The sequence below is a fragment of the Rheinheimera riviphila genome, from assembly GCF_004005945.1.
In the GTDB taxonomy this organism is placed as follows: Bacteria; Pseudomonadota; Gammaproteobacteria; order Enterobacterales; family Alteromonadaceae; genus Pararheinheimera; species Pararheinheimera riviphila.
The window spans coordinates 96,101-110,858 of the sequence record NZ_SACS01000005.1 but is presented as its reverse complement, the minus strand read 5'-3'; the positions used below and the strand labels follow the sequence as shown (position 1 = coordinate 110,858).

At 49.7% G+C, this 14,758-nt stretch carries 14 protein-coding genes; 6 read left to right on the top strand and 8 right to left on the bottom strand.

The features are described from left to right. The first annotated feature begins 1 nt into the window (after position 1). Together EOE67_RS06760 and EOE67_RS06755 are read left to right on the top strand one after the other, a co-directional pair. Positions 2-1,126: a murein hydrolase activator EnvC family protein gene (locus EOE67_RS06760; protein WP_127698276.1), complete on the top strand. Its 1,125-nt coding sequence runs from the start codon at positions 2-4 to the stop codon at positions 1,124-1,126. A 133-nt stretch (positions 1,127-1,259) separates the two neighbouring features. Beyond that, entirely contained in the window at positions 1,260-2,420 is a 1,161-nt protein-coding gene (locus EOE67_RS06755) for a divergent polysaccharide deacetylase family protein (RefSeq protein WP_127698275.1), read from the top strand. A gap of 128 nt (positions 2,421-2,548) precedes the next feature. Here EOE67_RS06755 and rpoH read toward each other — a convergent pair whose 3' ends face one another. Further along, positions 2,549-3,403: an RNA polymerase sigma factor RpoH gene (rpoH, locus tag EOE67_RS06750; protein WP_127698274.1), complete on the bottom strand. Its 855-nt coding sequence runs from the start codon at positions 3,401-3,403 to the stop codon at positions 2,549-2,551. 253 nt (positions 3,404-3,656) lie between these two features. Between rpoH and EOE67_RS06745 the strand changes: the two genes are divergently transcribed. Then, positions 3,657-4,880 carry an EAL and HDOD domain-containing protein gene (locus EOE67_RS06745; RefSeq protein ID WP_127698273.1) on the top strand — a complete coding sequence of 408 codons (1,224 nt, stop codon included), beginning with the start codon at positions 3,657-3,659 and terminating at the stop codon, positions 4,878-4,880. A 66-nt stretch (positions 4,881-4,946) separates the two neighbouring features. Here EOE67_RS06745 and ftsX read toward each other — a convergent pair whose 3' ends face one another. From ftsX to ftsY, 3 genes are read right to left on the bottom strand one after another with little or no spacing between them, the layout of a single operon-like run. After that, positions 4,947-5,918: a permease-like cell division protein FtsX gene (gene ftsX / locus EOE67_RS06740; protein ID WP_127698272.1), complete on the bottom strand. Its 972-nt coding sequence runs from the start codon at positions 5,916-5,918 to the stop codon at positions 4,947-4,949. Next, positions 5,915-6,598, bottom strand: a complete 684-nt coding sequence (gene ftsE, locus EOE67_RS06735; protein ID WP_127698271.1) for a cell division ATP-binding protein FtsE — start codon at positions 6,596-6,598, stop codon at positions 5,915-5,917. The genes ftsX and ftsE overlap by 4 nt, the downstream gene beginning before the upstream one ends. A 2-nt stretch (positions 6,599-6,600) precedes the next feature. Beyond that, the gene (ftsY, locus tag EOE67_RS06730; protein ID WP_127698270.1) at positions 6,601-7,944 is read right to left on the bottom strand and encodes a signal recognition particle-docking protein FtsY; all 1,344 of its coding nucleotides are present in this window, start codon (positions 7,942-7,944) and stop codon (positions 6,601-6,603) included. Positions 7,945-8,025: 81 nt separating this feature from the next. Between ftsY and rsmD the strand changes: the two genes are divergently transcribed. After that, positions 8,026-8,634, top strand: a complete 609-nt coding sequence (gene rsmD, locus EOE67_RS06725; protein WP_127698269.1) for a 16S rRNA (guanine(966)-N(2))-methyltransferase RsmD — start codon at positions 8,026-8,028, stop codon at positions 8,632-8,634. A 166-nt stretch (positions 8,635-8,800) separates the two neighbouring features. Here the strand turns inward: rsmD and EOE67_RS06720 are convergent, their stop codons facing one another. The 3 genes from EOE67_RS06720 to EOE67_RS06710 form a co-directional block, all read right to left on the bottom strand. After that, on the bottom strand, positions 8,801-9,436 hold the full coding sequence (locus EOE67_RS06720) for a YjaG family protein (RefSeq protein WP_127698268.1): 636 nt from the start codon (positions 9,434-9,436) through the stop codon (positions 8,801-8,803). Between the two features lie 141 nt (positions 9,437-9,577). Beyond that, positions 9,578-11,167, bottom strand: a complete 1,590-nt coding sequence (locus tag EOE67_RS06715; RefSeq protein ID WP_127698267.1) for a coiled-coil domain-containing protein — start codon at positions 11,165-11,167, stop codon at positions 9,578-9,580. A gap of 3 nt (positions 11,168-11,170) precedes the next feature. Further along, the gene (locus EOE67_RS06710) at positions 11,171-11,767 is read right to left on the bottom strand and encodes a YhgN family NAAT transporter (protein WP_127698266.1); all 597 of its coding nucleotides are present in this window, start codon (positions 11,765-11,767) and stop codon (positions 11,171-11,173) included. Between the two features lie 125 nt (positions 11,768-11,892). Between EOE67_RS06710 and EOE67_RS06705 the strand changes: the two genes are divergently transcribed. Continuing rightward, the gene (locus EOE67_RS06705) at positions 11,893-12,279 is read left to right on the top strand and encodes a DUF2721 domain-containing protein (RefSeq protein ID WP_127698358.1); all 387 of its coding nucleotides are present in this window, start codon (positions 11,893-11,895) and stop codon (positions 12,277-12,279) included. A gap of 216 nt (positions 12,280-12,495) precedes the next feature. After that, positions 12,496-14,046, top strand: coding sequence for a DUF3369 domain-containing protein (locus tag EOE67_RS06700; protein WP_127698265.1), 1,551 nt, complete (start codon positions 12,496-12,498; stop codon positions 14,044-14,046). Here the strand turns inward: EOE67_RS06700 and EOE67_RS06695 are convergent. Then, a complete protein-coding gene (locus tag EOE67_RS06695) occupies positions 14,043-14,633 on the bottom strand; it encodes a DUF3833 family protein (protein ID WP_206099500.1) in 591 nt (196 codons plus the stop codon). The two genes, EOE67_RS06700 and EOE67_RS06695, sit on opposite strands and share 4 nt — an antisense overlap. Positions 14,634-14,758: the final 125 nt, after the last annotated feature.

Sequence of the window (14,758 nt, the reverse complement as noted above, 5' to 3'; positions counted from 1 at the left end):
CATGCTGCTTGGGCTTTTGCTCGGCAGCATGACCACTGCGGTCGAGGCGCAACAAAGCACTGCCAGCGCCCGCAAAGAGCTGGAATCGTTGCAGCAGGAAATTAAGCAGACCGAACGGCAACGACGGGATCAACGGCAACAACTGAAAAAAGCCGAAGCACAGTTGAAACTGGCTGATGCTGCGCTGGCGCAAGCTGCTGATGCGGTGGTGCAACAACAAACAAAAATTACCGAATTACAGGCGCAACAACAAAAACTGGATGGCGAAGCGCAGGTGCTGGAGCAACAACGCCAGCAACAACAAGGATTGCTGGCAGCGCAAGTGAAAGCGGCCTATCAGGTCGGTGGTCACGACTATACGCAACTGCTGCTGAATCAACAGGATGCAGTCAAGTTAGAGCGCACCCTCACCTACTATCAATACTTTAATAATGCCAGAATGCAACAACTGTTAGCGCTCAAAGCCACGGTTGCTGAACTCGATGCGCTCAAACAACAAACGGCTGCCAATCAGCTGGAACAACAGCAACGGTTAGCACAGCTGACTTCGCAGCAAGATGAATTAACAACCGCAAGGCAAAGTCAGCAACAATCGGTGAAAGAACTACAGGCGTTGCTTAGCGATCAGCAGCAGCAACTCGCTTATCTGAAGACCAATGAAAAAAGCCTGCAGGACACCCTGGCGAAATTAAAAGCTGCAGCAGCTAACCGTCGCCTAGTCAGTAAATCAGGCAACACCGGCAAAGCCGGCGATTTACCCTGGCCAGTGCAAGGTGCTGTTTCACAACCATTCGGGGCGAAACATGGCGGTGGTATGACTGCCAGCGGTTTGATTATCGACGCCCGTGCCGGTACTGCCGTCAAAGCGGTCGCCGATGGTCAGGTGATCTATGCCGACTGGCTGAAAGGTTATGGCTGGGTGACGGTGATCGATCACGGCAATGGCCTGATGAGTTTGTACGGCCACAATCAAACCTTGTTAAAAACCCCGGGCGAAACAGTCCGCACCGGTGATGCGGTGGCGCTGGTTGGCCAAAGTGGTGGTCAGGGTCAACCCGGACTCTATTTTGAGATCCGCCAAAAAGGTTCGGCGGTAAACCCGCTGCGCTGGTTGCGGCGGCCGTGATCAAACATAATCGCCAAATATAACAGCCAGGCATCATAGCAAGGTATAATCTCAACCATTCCCCAAGCCATGTTCTGGCTTAGTGCAGCAATCAGGCAGTGAAGTAAATACCTTGTATATTCTAAGATTTTTGATGTTATTTGCTGGCTTTACTGCAGCAGTTGATGCACAGACGTTGCCGGCGAAAGTGGCAATTATTATCGATGATATTGGCTATCAAAAAGCCGATCCACTGTTGATCCAACTCCCTTATGCCTTAACATTCGCCGTGATGCCATTCGCCCCACAAAGCCAGCAAATGGCGGAGCTTGCTGCGCTAAAGCATAAAGAAGTGATGTTGCATATGCCGATGGAAGCGGTGGCGCAAAACCATCTGCTGGGCAAAGGCGCACTTCGCCGCCAGATGTCCAAAACCCAGGTACAACAAGCTTTGCACCTAGCGCTGGCGCAGGTGCCTCAGGCTATTGGCGTCAACAATCATATGGGAAGTTTGTATACCAGTTTGCCGCAGCAAATGGACTGGACCATGCAAGTGATGGCCGAACGGGGTTTGTATTTTATTGACAGCAAAACCACAGCCCGCAGCGCCGTCGCCCGCGCCACCACCACCCATCAGATTAAAAGCCGCAGTCGCGATATTTTTCTCGACAACGACAAATCACATGCTGCGCTGGATAAACAATTTAACCAACTGATTAAACTGGCGAAACAACAAGGCAGCGCCGTTGCTATCGGCCATCCTTATCCGGAAACTTACCGCTACTTAAAGCGCAATCTGGCGCGGCTGGCTGCATCTGGAGTTGAGCTGGTGCCAGCATCACAATTATTGGACCTGCCACCAGTCAGCTTGGCCGCCCAACAGGGAACAGCGACTCCAAAAACAGCTGCCGCCTCTGCCGCGAACAGGACTGAAAGCCGCGCCGCCAATGAAACCAACTGGACTGTCAAAGCGCGCAGCGACGGGAAAAAGGTGGTGAAATTGTCGCCTCAGCCAGAAAAAGTATCGGCCGTGGGTGAAGCAGGCTCCGGCTCAGTCAGTCTGGTCCACAACACTGATTCGCAAATGACGAACCCGACAACTGACCCTGCAGGTCATTCTGCTCCTGTAGCAGAGATTGCAGCCGCAGCGGTGGCGGAACCTTTGCAATGGCATCCACCCTATAAAGCAGATTTACCGGGTTTTGTCATTCCGGCTGTGGTGATGGCTGCGGAATGGCAACTTTGGTTTGAAGATCAGCGGGCAGTAGCGACGACAGTGCCAACGGCTGCGACGCCTTTATTGTTACTACGTTAAGCATTGTTACTGCGTTAAGCAGTGCTGCATCGACGAAAAATGCACAAAGAAAAGGCAGCTTAGGCTGCCTGTTCTTTTTTAAATTCAATACTTCGCTATTAGTTACTAAGCAAGTAGTTACTTAGCAATTAAGCATCAACCATCGCTGCATGCAGCTTTTTCATGGCATTTTTTTCCAGCTGACGCACCCGCTCTGCTGACACTGAATATCGATCCGCCAGTTCCTGTAAGGTCAGTTTCTGATGATCTAACCAACGGGCGCGGATAATATCCTGACTGCGCTCATCCAAAGTCCGCACCGCAGCTTGCAAGCGGTCAACCGCAGCACCTTCAGATTGGTCTTCTTCAAAATTGCTGGCTAAGTCGGACGATTTATCCTGCAGATAAAACACCGGAGCATGAATGGCAGCTTCGTCGTCATCATCCTGCGCGTCAAATGGCATATCGTGATTGCTCATCCGCGATTCCATTTCCCGCACTTCGTATTCCGGAACCCCTAAAGATTCAGCCACGTTTTTCACTTCTTCCTGACTGAACCAGCCTAAGTTTTTCTTGGCTTTACGCAGATTAAAGAACAACTTACGTTGTGCTTTGGTGGTCGCGACTTTCACAATACGCCAGTTTTTCAGCACAAACTCATGAATTTCAGCCTTGATCCAGTGCACGGCAAAAGAGACTAAACGCACACCGACTGTCGGGTCAAAACGTTTGACTGCTTTCATCAGGCCGATATTGCCTTCCTGCACTAAATCGCCAATCGGTAAACCGTAACCGGAATAACTGCGGGCGATATGCACCACAAACCGTAAATGCGACATGATTAATTGACGGGCTGCTTCCAGGTCACCATGTTGTTGTAACCGCTCGGCTAAAGCGCGTTCTTCGTCAGCAGACAACATCTGAATGGTACTCACCGCATGGGTATAAGCTTCGAGGCTTCCGCTGGCGGCGACAGACATGGTCATAAGGGATGCTTTAGTCATTTACATAGCTCCTGCTTTCATCAAGTGGACTCATCTTAGCACTCTTCGATTGAGAGTGCTAAGCAAAGTTCCGCTGCTTTTAAGACCCTAATCTTATAAACAGATTTTTTTCAGAATATCAAAGCATATAGTGGAAGCGCTTTTTTACGATATGCTCAAATGACAATAACAACAGCTGTAATGTGGTAATTGTCCCCAAAGCCGCTATACCGCTGCGTTCCAGCCTTTTCCGATCTGTACCAGGAGTAGTCCTATGTATTGTTACATGGCTAGGCAACCGATCCTCGATGCCGAAAAAAATCTTTATGGCTACGAACTGTTGTTTCGGGACGGCGTCGCCAACTGTTTTCCGAACATTAACGCCGACGAGGCGACCTCAAAGCTCATCACCGAACATCATTTATTGATGGGGGTAGAGAAAATTACCGGCAGCCGGATGGCCTTTATTAATTTCTCGGCAGATACCCTGATTCACCATTTCCCGACTTCGATTGACCCCAAAAGCATGGTGATCGAAATTCTGGAAACAGTGCCAATCAGTCGCGAGCTGTTAACGGCCTGTCGTGAGTTACACCGCATGGGCTATCAACTGGCACTGGATGATCATGATTTTGAACCGAAGTGGGACATCTTCCTGCCTTATATCAGCATTATTAAAGTGGATGTGCAGCAATTTAATATGCTGCAAATCAGCAAATACATTTCCCGCATTAAACATCATCCAGTAACACTGCTCGCCGAAAAAGTGGAAACTGCTGCCGAATACCAGAAACTGAAACAGCTGGGGTTTAACTTATTTCAGGGTTACTTTTTTGCGCGACCGGAAATGCTGAAACACAAAAAAATCGCCAGTAGTAAACTTAATTTATTATTGCTGATCTCCGAATCGAGCAAAGTGGAACTGGATTTTGACCAGTTATCCGCCATCGTCGAACGTGATTTAGGCCTGTCTTATAAGCTGCTGCGGTTTGTGAATAGCTCCAGTTTTGCCCGCGAAAAACCGATTGGTTCGTTAAAACACGCCATGGTGTATATGGGTGAGGCCGAGTTGAAGAAGTTTATTGCCTTGCTGGCGCTGGCGAACTTGAGTGAAGATAACGGCAGCGAGCTACTGAATATGTCGATGGTGCGGGCGCGGTTCTGCGATTTAATGGCACAAATGAACCATGATCCGGAAAATCCGCCTTCGGCTTTTTTAACCGGTTTGTTTTCGTTGGTTGACGCATTATTGGAACAACCGTTAGCCGATTTGCTGGAAGATTTGCCGATACTGCCTGAGATTAAAGAAGCGCTGGTCGCCCATCAGGGCAAACTGGGGCAATATCTGGAATTGGCCAAAGCTTTTGAACAGGCCGATTGGGAGTTACAGCAACAACTGAGTCAGAAGTTATTTGGGAAAGCGATTGATTTAAGCCCGCATTATATGCAGGCGGTGGATTGGGCGCATGGTTTACTGTTGACGGCGCGTAGCAACTAACTAGCTTTCAACTGGCTAGGTTTCAACGAACAGTGCTGAGCGCTCAGCACTGTTTTCATCAGCTCGTTAAGGCTCAATCGCCTTAATATGGCTGCGCACGGCGATGTAAGAGCCAATCAGGCCAAGCGACACCGCAATCAGCATCAGCCAGCCAAATTCCTGCATGCTTAACGAGTTCAACACAAAATCACTTTGATAGAGCTGAGTCACGGTGGCGATCGCCGAGCGCAACCACCACAACATCACTTCCACCACCACAAAGGCCAGAAAACCACCAAACACCCCCAGCCAAATGCCGGTGTATAAAAACGGTCGTTGAATAAAAGCATCGGTAGCGCCAACCAGTTTCATGACTTCAATTTCGGCTTTTTTATCCATAATCGACAAACGGATCGTGTTACCAATCACCAGTAGCGCAGCACTCAGTAATAAAATCGCAATGGTATACACCGCTTGTTGCAGCAGATTCATCAGCGCCGCCAGTCGTTCCAGCCAGCTGATATCCAGTTTTGCCAGTTCGACATGCCGCTCTTTTTGCAGCTTTTGCATCAACGCTTCGGCCGCTGCTGGCTGATTCACCTTCGGCGTCACCAGCAACACGTCCGGCAATGGATTTTGATCCAAAAATGCTAAGGCTTCACCAAAGCCAGACTGCTGCTTAAACTCAGTCATCGCTGCCGCTTTATCAATCAACCGTACTTTGTCGACCTGCGGATCGCCTTGCAGCAACGTCACCAAAGTGGCGATCTCAGTTGATGTGGTTTCATTTTGCAAAAACAAACTGATTTCAAACGATTGATCATAACTGCGGCTAACTTGTTGAATATTCTTCACTAATAAATGCAGGGTCGTCGGCAACGTCATACTGACGCCCAGCACCGCAACGGTGATCAAAGTCCACAGCGGGCTGCGCCACAATTCACCAAGGCTGGTAATGGCCTGGCGCAGATGGGTAAAAATGCCGCGTAGCAATTTTTGCAGGATATTCGGTTGCGTCGCCGTCGCACCCACAGCACGACCGGAGAATAAAATACTCATTCCGAGTCCTCCTGATGCAACAAGCCATCGTTAATCATTTTGCCGCCTTTAAGCGTCATGGTGCGGTAGCGCATTCTGGCGATAAGGCCGAGATCGTGACTAGCGACCAACACCGAAACGCCTGCCTGATTAAAGGCTTCAAACACCCGCATAATGTCTTTGGATAAATCCGGGTCCAGATTGCCGGTCGGTTCATCGGCCAACAACAACGGTGGTTTGTTGACCACAGCACGGGCGATGCCAACGCGCTGCGCTTCGCCACCGGATAAAGTTGCAGGCAAACAACGGGCTTTATCCAGTAAACCAACCTGATCCAGCGCCGCATGCACCCGTTTCGCCATATCGCGGCCGGTAAACCCTTCAATCACCAACGGCAGCGCCACGTTATCGAACACGCTGTGATTCATCAGCAAGCGGTGATCCTGAAAAATCATCCCAACGTCGCGGCGCACATAAGGAATTTGCCGCGGTTTAATGCCTGTTAAATCAACACCATTGATAAATACCCGACCAGCCGATGGCCGTTCAATCAGACTGATCAGTTTGAGCAGAGTACTTTTACCGGCGCCTGAGTGACCAGTCAAAAACGCCATTTCACCTTTGGCCAGTTCAAAACTGACCCGGTCTAACGCGACAAAACCACCGGAGTAACCTTTGCTGACCTGCTCAAAACGCAGCATGCTCAGAATTCCTTATTAAATAATGCCCGAATAAAGTCTTTGCTGTTAAAAACCCGCAAGTCATCAATGCTTTCACCCACACCAATATAGCGAATAGGTAATTTAAACTGATCGGCGATGGCAAAAATCACCCCGCCTTTGGCCGTGCCGTCGAGCTTGGTTAATGAAATGCCTGTCAGTTCAACAGCTTCATGAAACAACTTTGCCTGACTGATGGCGTTTTGACCAGTACCAGCGTCTAAAGTCAGCATCACTTCATGCGGCGCGGCCCCATCAATTTTTTTCATCACCCGGACGATTTTTTTCAGCTCTTCCATCAGATGGGCTTTGTTTTGCAGACGACCGGCGGTGTCAGCAATCAACACATCAATTTTGCGGGCTTTGGCTGCCTGATAAGCGTCAAAAATCACCGAAGCGCTATCGGCGCCGCTGTGCTGAGCAATCACCGGAATTTGGTTGCGATCGCCCCACACTTGCAGTTGCTCGACCGCAGCTGCACGGAAGGTATCACCAGCCGCCAACATCACCGATTTTCCCTGTAGTTTAAATTGCTGCGCCATTTTACCGATGGTGGTGGTTTTACCCACACCATTCACACCCACCATCAGGATCACAAAAGGACCATCGCCATTGCTGGTATCCAACGGTTTTTCCACATCATCCAGTAAGCTGGCCATTTCCTGCTGCAATTTTTCGTACAGACTGTCGGCGTCTTTCAGTTGACGGCGGTCGGCATGTTGCACCAGTTGTTTAATCAGTTTTTGGCTGGTATCCACGCCAACGTCGGCCATCAACAACTGGGTTTCCAGCTCTTCGTATAAATCATCGTCGATTTTTTTGCCGAGGAATAAACTCGCCAGGCCATTACCGAGGTTTTGACTGGTTTTGCTCAGGCCTTGTTTTAACCGGGCGAAAAAGCCTGGTTTTTTGTCGGCGATAGGTTCGGCTGGCTGGGTTGGAGTTGGTGCTGGTGCTGGTGCTTGTGCTTGTGCTGGTGCTGGTGCTGGTGCTGTTTCGATGATGGGTGCCGGAACCGGTTCTGGAATTGGTTCAGAAATCGGTTGTGGAATAAGTTCCGGCGTTGGTGCTGGAATAATTTGGTGAGCAAGCTCGGCGATAGGCTCAGGACTCGATGACGCCGGGATCTCAGTTTCAACCGGCGTGACCAGGGGCACTGCTTCCGGTGCTGCGATCGAAACTTCGACGTTGGCAACTTCTGGGGTGGCAACCTCTGTAGGGATAATTTCGGCCGCTGGCTCTGGCGTTGCAACCGCTGTAGGAATTGGATCAGCTTCTGGCTTTTTACCAAAGCCAAGCCAGGAAAACAGTTTATTAGGTTTTGTCATAGGGTCCGCTGTCAGAAAATCGAAACTCAGGTAAAATCGCCCTTTATACTACCACCTTTATTATTCAGGCATAAACTCCCGATGAAATCACGTCGTACTCCACAGCCACCACCAGCCCACGGCGGCACCGGTTTTGTCAGGATCATCAGTGGCCAATGGCGCGGCCGGAAATTACCGGTACTCAATGCCGAAGGCTTACGCCCGACCACCGATCGGGTGAAAGAAACCTTATTTAACTGGCTCATGGCGGATACCGCTGGCAGCACGGTGCTGGATTGTTTTAGTGGCAGCGGCAGTCTGGCTCTGGAAGCATTGTCGAGGCAAGCCGCTTTTGCCACCTTGCTGGAACTGGATAAAACAGCGGTCAAACAATTGCAGCAACATCTGCTGACGCTGAAATGTGACAACGCCGAAGTGGTTGCCACCAACTGCCTGCAATATCTGCAACAACAGGCCCGTCGCCCCTATAATTTGGTGTTTATTGACCCACCGTTTCGCCAGGATTTAGCGCTGCCATGTGCAGCACACCTGGAACAGCACGGCTGGTTAGCGCCCGAAGCACTGATTTATCTGGAGTGTGAGAAGGAACTTAATGTTGCCAGTCTGCCAGCGCACTGGCGATTATTAAAAGAAAGTATTGCAGGTCAGCTGGCGTATCGCTTGTATCAACGGGTTCCGCCAGCAGTGTAGGATACGACCACCATACAAATCGAGCGTCTGCCGGATGACACGCTTCGCGTTTATCCGACCTACGTCTCACATAAAATCAGAAGCTTGCGTAGGGCGTACTCACCGCGTCAGCGGCAGTACGCCAAAAAAGAATGATTGGGTTCAGAACAAAATTAGGTTAAAACCACTATTCCGCTGGAGTGCCTTCGGTGGGATCTGCAGTCAATTCCATCCCAAGGTTGGTGACGCCCTGCTCTTTGACCCAGGCTTTGAGTTGCTGCACTTCCGGGCGACCAAAATGTTGCCACGGTTCAACGGTGTCCATCAGCTCGACTAAACAATCCATTTCGTATTGCATCAGTTCGTGGTCGCGCACCACTTTACGCAGTTCCGCTTCGGTGGTGATGTCCAGATCAGCGGATTCATGTTCAATCAACCTTGCGACCGATGCTTGCGAAATTTTTGCCACGTTAATAAATTCACTGCTGTCTTGCGACGTGATGCCGTTGAGCATTGAATCGAGCGCAATCATCGCGTCCACCGCCGGATAGACGCCGAACATATCAAAATGGCTGGTTTCTGGCGTCACCAGTTCCAGTTCTTCCTGCAACTTGTCGAAGTTAATTTTCGCGCGTTTGACCTGTAACCATTCCCAGACCATATCCAGCACATGGCGTGGTAACGCCGCGTCACCAAAATTGCTGACTTCAGCAAACAGCTGATAACTTGGGATCATCCGTTCCAGCAAAGTAGCCGCGATGGCGGCTTGTTGGTAAAATCCTAAGTCGCGCATCCGCTGGAAATTATTCGCTTTTGAATTCATGGTTTTCTCTGTCAAAGCACTCACCACCACAGCGGCGGTTTACATGGGCGCTATGATACACAAGGCTGACAGGCAGAACCAGCCAGACTCAAGTGATACCAATTGACCACCAACATTTTAGAGCAATACCCAGTCGACACTTCAGGCATTGGCCGGTTTAATCTGCCGCTGTGCATATTCAAACTTCAATCGATATTCAGTCAGCTGCTGCTCTAATACCTGTTGCTGCGCCAAACTTTCGGTTTCCAACGCTTGTAATTGCTGACGCAGCACCCGAATGGTTTCGCGGGATTGGTCGTTATCAGTCTGATAGCGCTCTTCCAACGCTTGCTGCCGGGTTTGGGCGCGGAACAACTGGCTTTCCAGCTTATGCTGCAATGCCTGCCACTCCTGCTCTTTTTGCTGCAACGACGCTAATTGTTGCTGCTGACCATCGTCGCTTTGCTGGATGTCCTGCAACTGCTGCTGTAAGGCGCTGAACTCCGCATGCTGTAGACTGTGCAGTTGTTGTTGCTCAGCCAGCGCTTGGGTTAATTGCTGATGTTCGGTCTCAAGCTGCTTAAACTGCTGCAATTTTGCAGTTAAATCCTGCTGTAATTGCTGATCAATCACCGACATCTGATTTAGCTGCACCGCCATCGACGTCATCTGCTGCTGATATTGAGTGAGCTGTTGCTGCAGTTCTGCTTGTTGTTGTTCATGCTGGGTTTGTTGGGTTTTCAACGCTTGTTGTAACTGCTGCTCAGCTTGTTGCTGCTGACTGCTGAGCTGGTGTTGCTGAGAGCTGAGCTGTTGCTGAGCGGCACTTTGCTGCGCTGCCAATTGTTGCTGCAATTGGCTGACATCCGCTTGCGCGCGCTGTGCGGCCTGTACACTGCTGCTTTGCTCTTGCTGCAGCGCCTGCAATTGTTGCTGCTGTGCGGTCAGTTGCGCTTGCAACTGCTGCACCCGTTGCTGGCTTTGTTGTTCTGCTTCCAGCGCTTGATCTTTGGCCTGCTGCGATCCAGCCAGTTCTTCGCTGAGTTGTTGTTGGCGCTGCTGTAAATGATGAATTTGCTGCGCCAGCTCGGTCGAACCGGCATTTTGTTGTTGCAGCTGTTGCTGGCTGGCATGGAATAATTGTTGCTGTGCATTCACTTCAGCTTTGGCTTGGTTCAGCGCGAGTTTCAGCTCGTCACGCTGCTCTTCCAGCTGCTTCAGTGCCGCTTGAAACTTGTCCTGTTGCTCAGTCGCCGAACCCGAGAGTTGCTGTTCCAGCTCAATCACCCGGTATTTTTCGGCTTTAAAATCATCCTGGCTTTGTTTCAGCTGTACCGCTAAACGCTGCATTGCCGCTAAAGCTTCTTCTTTTTCTTCAGCGACCATCTGCCGTTGTTTTGATGCTTGTTGTAACTGTTTTCCCAGCTGCTGGGTATTTTTTTGATGTTGTTGTTCCAGCGACTCCAGCTGCTGTTGTAGCTGTTGATTGTGTTGTTCCAGCTGTTGCTGCAGCGCACTGGCGCCATCGGCAGCGCTCAGTTGGCTGCTGAGCTGTTGTTGCTGAGTGGCCAATTTTTGTTGCCACTGCTGTTCAAGCTCTGTACGCACTGTGGCGCCAAGTTGTTCCAATAGTTGTTGTTGCTGCGCCAATAACTGGCCGGAGAAATCCACCAGGGTGGTTTCCAGCTGTTGTTGCGCAGTCTGAATCAGAGTCTGTTCAGCCTGCTCTGTTTTTGAGGGCACCACTTGCATTTGCTAATCCCACTTAAAATAATGGCTGATGCCATTTAACAACATTTGTACGGCGATAATGACCAGAATCATACCCATTAATCGTTCCATTGCGGTCAGACCACGTTCGCCGAGTACCCGATGTAACAAAGGTGCAAACAGCAAAATGGCGGAACTGAGCAACCAGGCGCCAAACAAGGCCAAAGTCCAGTCAATCATCTGGCCCGGTTGCTGATTCGCTAGCAAAATCAACGCCGCCAAAATCGATGGACCGGCAATCATCGGCACCGCTAACGGAAACAAAAATGGTTCTTCACCTTCTTTTAACACTACCATACCGCCTGGCGGCGGAAAAATCATCCGGATCGCAATTAAAAATAAAATGATGCCACCGGCAATGCTGACGGCTTCCTCCTTCACGCCCAGCAAATTGAGGAAACTTTGGCCACCGTATAGAAACAACATTAAAATAATCAACGACAACACCAATTCCCGGATCAGCACCAGCCGCCGCCGCTCAGGTTTTAAGTCTTTTAAAATGGCGACCACAATCGGCAAATTCCCCAGCGGATCCATAATCAGAAACAAGGTGAGCATTGCGCTCCACAAATCAACTGCCATAAAGTTGTCCGTCCGGTCTTATCTTTGTCTGAACTCAGTGTAATATGAGATTAGAATTCAAGCGAATCAGATTGTTGCGAGACATTCCTATGCCAGATACAGCAAATATTTCCGAGGTTCTTATGATGACAATGACCACGCCAGCCTTATTATTTCCGGCCATTTCTTTGTTGTTATTGGCCTATACCAACCGCTTTTTAGTACTGGCACAGCTGATCCGGCAACTGAATAATCGCGAAGGCGACCAGGTACGGGATTTGGCGAAACGACAAATCGTCAATCTGCGGCAACGTATTGTGCTCATTCGTTCGATGCAGCGTTGGGGAGTAATTAGCTTTTTGCTCTGTACCCTGTCGATGTTTGCACTGTTTTTAAGTTGGGAGCTGGCAGGACAGATTTTTTTCGGTGCCAGTCTGGTCAGTTTATTGCTGTCGTTGGTGATGTCTTTATTTGAAATTCAGATTTCCTGCAACGCGATTAATATCGAACTGGAGTCTTTGGAAAATCGTTGACATACCCTAAATCATTGAAGATGCGGAATCGCCACGGTGGAACCGCGGCAACTGAGCGAATCTGGAACGCCAGCCCGACCCAGGAGCATAGTAGTCCTATGTGACTGGGGTGAACGAAGGCGGCCAACAACCCCGCATCTTCAAGGATGACGGGTATAGTGCAAAATGAGAATTCTTTGCCATAGTTAGTGTTAACTAAGGCAGTGAGCTTTCTCTATGAGTCATTCGGATTTTTTATTTGGTCACGACAACAGTGCAACCCAACCGGCTGAACCCGAGCCGGTGACCAGTTTCCAGCAACCCTGGAAAGTGCTGGTGATTGACGACGATGAAAGTATCCATCAAATCACCACGCTGGTGCTACGTGGTTTCAGTTTTGAAAACCGGCCAGTTGAACTGCTGCATGCCTTCAGTGGCCGCGAAGCTTATGCCATGCTGCAACAACAAACCGACATTGCAGTAGCCATTGTGGATGTAGTGATGGAAACTAATCACGCGGGTCTTGATCTAGTCAAAGCCATCCGCGCCGATTTAAAACAGCCCCAAATACGCTTAATTTTGCGCACCGGCCAGCCTGGTGAAGCACCGGAAGAAAGTGTTATTCGCGACTACGATATCAACGATTACAAAAACAAGACTGAAGTCACCGCCATTAAGCTCAAAACACTGCTGTATTCGGCGCTGCGCTCTTACCGCGATATCTGCATTATCGACAGTAATAAAAAAGGTCTGGAGAAAATCATTGCTTCAACGGTCAGCTTTTTGGAATGCGAAAGTCTGACCGAATTTGCCTCAAATATTCTGGCGCAAGCTTCGCATCTATTAGGCCTGGAACATCAGCAAATCTACTGCTGTGCGGCGACCGGCGATCCGAAGCAACATCAGTTGTCGCTGGATATTATTGCCGCGACCGGCCATGACACCGCTTTAGACAAAGTATTACCTGAAGACGTGGTGGAAAAGCTGACCAAAGTACATCAGCTGAAACAGTCGTATCAGGGCGAAGATTATTTTGTGGGTTTTTTTACCACCAGCCGTGGTCTGGAGAATTTGCTGTATGTCAGTAAAGACAGCAAGTTTGATCAGGTCGACCATCATTTACTCAGCTATTTCGCCAGCAATATTGCGGTCGCCTATGAAAATATCCGGCTGCGTGAGCTGATTAAAGAAAGCCAGCGTGAACTGTCGTATATCCTCGGTGAAGCGGTGGAAAAACGCTCGAAGGAAACCGGCAGCCACGTCAAACGGGTCGCCAATTTCAGCTTTCTGCTGGCGCAACAATATGGTTTATCGGCCTATGATGCGGAAAAAATCAAACTGGCGTCACCGCTGCACGATGTTGGCAAAATTGCCATTCCGGATCACATTCTCAATAAACCCGGCAAACATGATCCGGAAGAATGGGACATCATGCGCCAGCACGCCGAAATTGGTTATCAGATTTTGCAAAAGTCGCAAAATGAAATTCTGCAACAAGGCGCTATCATTGCCTACGAACACCATGAGCGTTGGGATGGCAATGGTTATCCACGTGGTTTAAAAGGCGAAGATATTCATATTGCCGGTCGCATTACTGCACTGGCCGATGTATTTGACGCGCTCGCCAGTGAACGTTGTTACAAACCAGCCTGGCCGATGCCCAAAGTGTTGCAATATCTGGCCGACGAAAAAGGTAAACAATTTGACCCGATGCTGGTCGATATTCTGCTCAGTCAGGTCGACGCCTTTATTGCCATCCGCGATGCATTTCCAGATCAGATGGATTAAGGTGCCAGGGGTATCGTCCGCTCCGTCGCCTGATACTTTTTGATAAATTCGGCGCAGTCGGCTTGTGGCTGTAACTGCCTGATCGCTAAAGTCAGCTCACCCACGGTCAAGCCAAACTTATGTAAAGTCGAGCGGTTGATCACCTGCCCTGGGCTTATCAGATACAACCAATCTTTCACTTTCACATCAATATAATCACCATCTTGCGGGATACGTAGGGTGTATTCCCAGTACAAGGTATTACCGGCCAGCTGGCCACTGGCTTGCCCCACCACGTCCTCGGCCGTGCCCTTGACTGACCCATCGGCTTGCTGGGTTAACTGCCAGTGCCTTTTGTCGATACGACCATCGCTGAAACTAAAAATTTCATATAAATCACCGCGATCGCCCTGCCACTGGCCACAAAGTTCTGCCACAAAGCGCAACGATTGTTTGCCGCGCCAGTCGTGCATCACGCCGATGGCTTCACTACTGCCTTGAAAAAATTCAGTCAATTGCAGCTGCGGCGACAACGCCTGATAATCCTGCACTGACTGACTACAACCGAATAGAGTCACGAGACTGGCCAGAATGGCTTTGCGGATCATGGAAATTCCTTAGGTAAATGAGGCAGCACCGGTCTGCAAACGTTGCAGGAGGCTACGGCCTGGTGACCGCACTGGATCCCTTTTACCGTAACGCTGGGCAAAAAAACGCTCGCCGAGCCAATTTC

What these genes read in the sequence shown, in the direction of transcription:
- EOE67_RS06760 (WP_127698276.1), top strand. Translation starts at nt 2, where the DNA reads ATGCTGCTTGGGCTTTTGCTCGGCAGCATGACCACTGCGGTCGAGGCG.
- EOE67_RS06755 (WP_127698275.1), top strand. Translation starts at nt 1,260, where the DNA reads ATGTTATTTGCTGGCTTTACTGCAGCAGTTGATGCACAGACGTTGCCG.
- rpoH (WP_127698274.1), bottom strand. Translation starts at nt 3,403, where the DNA reads ATGACTAAAGCATCCCTTATGACCATGTCTGTCGCCGCCAGCGGAAGC.
- EOE67_RS06745 (WP_127698273.1), top strand. Translation starts at nt 3,657, where the DNA reads ATGTATTGTTACATGGCTAGGCAACCGATCCTCGATGCCGAAAAAAAT.
- ftsX (WP_127698272.1), bottom strand. Translation starts at nt 5,918, where the DNA reads ATGAGTATTTTATTCTCCGGTCGTGCTGTGGGTGCGACGGCGACGCAA.
- ftsE (WP_127698271.1), bottom strand. Translation starts at nt 6,598, where the DNA reads ATGCTGCGTTTTGAGCAGGTCAGCAAAGGTTACTCCGGTGGTTTTGTC.
- ftsY (WP_127698270.1), bottom strand. Translation starts at nt 7,944, where the DNA reads ATGACAAAACCTAATAAACTGTTTTCCTGGCTTGGCTTTGGTAAAAAG.
- rsmD (WP_127698269.1), top strand. Translation starts at nt 8,026, where the DNA reads ATGAAATCACGTCGTACTCCACAGCCACCACCAGCCCACGGCGGCACC.
- EOE67_RS06720 (WP_127698268.1), bottom strand. Translation starts at nt 9,436, where the DNA reads ATGAATTCAAAAGCGAATAATTTCCAGCGGATGCGCGACTTAGGATTT.
- EOE67_RS06715 (WP_127698267.1), bottom strand. Translation starts at nt 11,167, where the DNA reads ATGCAAGTGGTGCCCTCAAAAACAGAGCAGGCTGAACAGACTCTGATT.
- EOE67_RS06710 (WP_127698266.1), bottom strand. Translation starts at nt 11,767, where the DNA reads ATGGCAGTTGATTTGTGGAGCGCAATGCTCACCTTGTTTCTGATTATG.
- EOE67_RS06705 (WP_127698358.1), top strand. Translation starts at nt 11,893, where the DNA reads ATGACAATGACCACGCCAGCCTTATTATTTCCGGCCATTTCTTTGTTG.
- EOE67_RS06700 (WP_127698265.1), top strand. Translation starts at nt 12,496, where the DNA reads ATGAGTCATTCGGATTTTTTATTTGGTCACGACAACAGTGCAACCCAA.
- EOE67_RS06695 (WP_206099500.1), bottom strand. Translation starts at nt 14,633, where the DNA reads ATGATCCGCAAAGCCATTCTGGCCAGTCTCGTGACTCTATTCGGTTGT.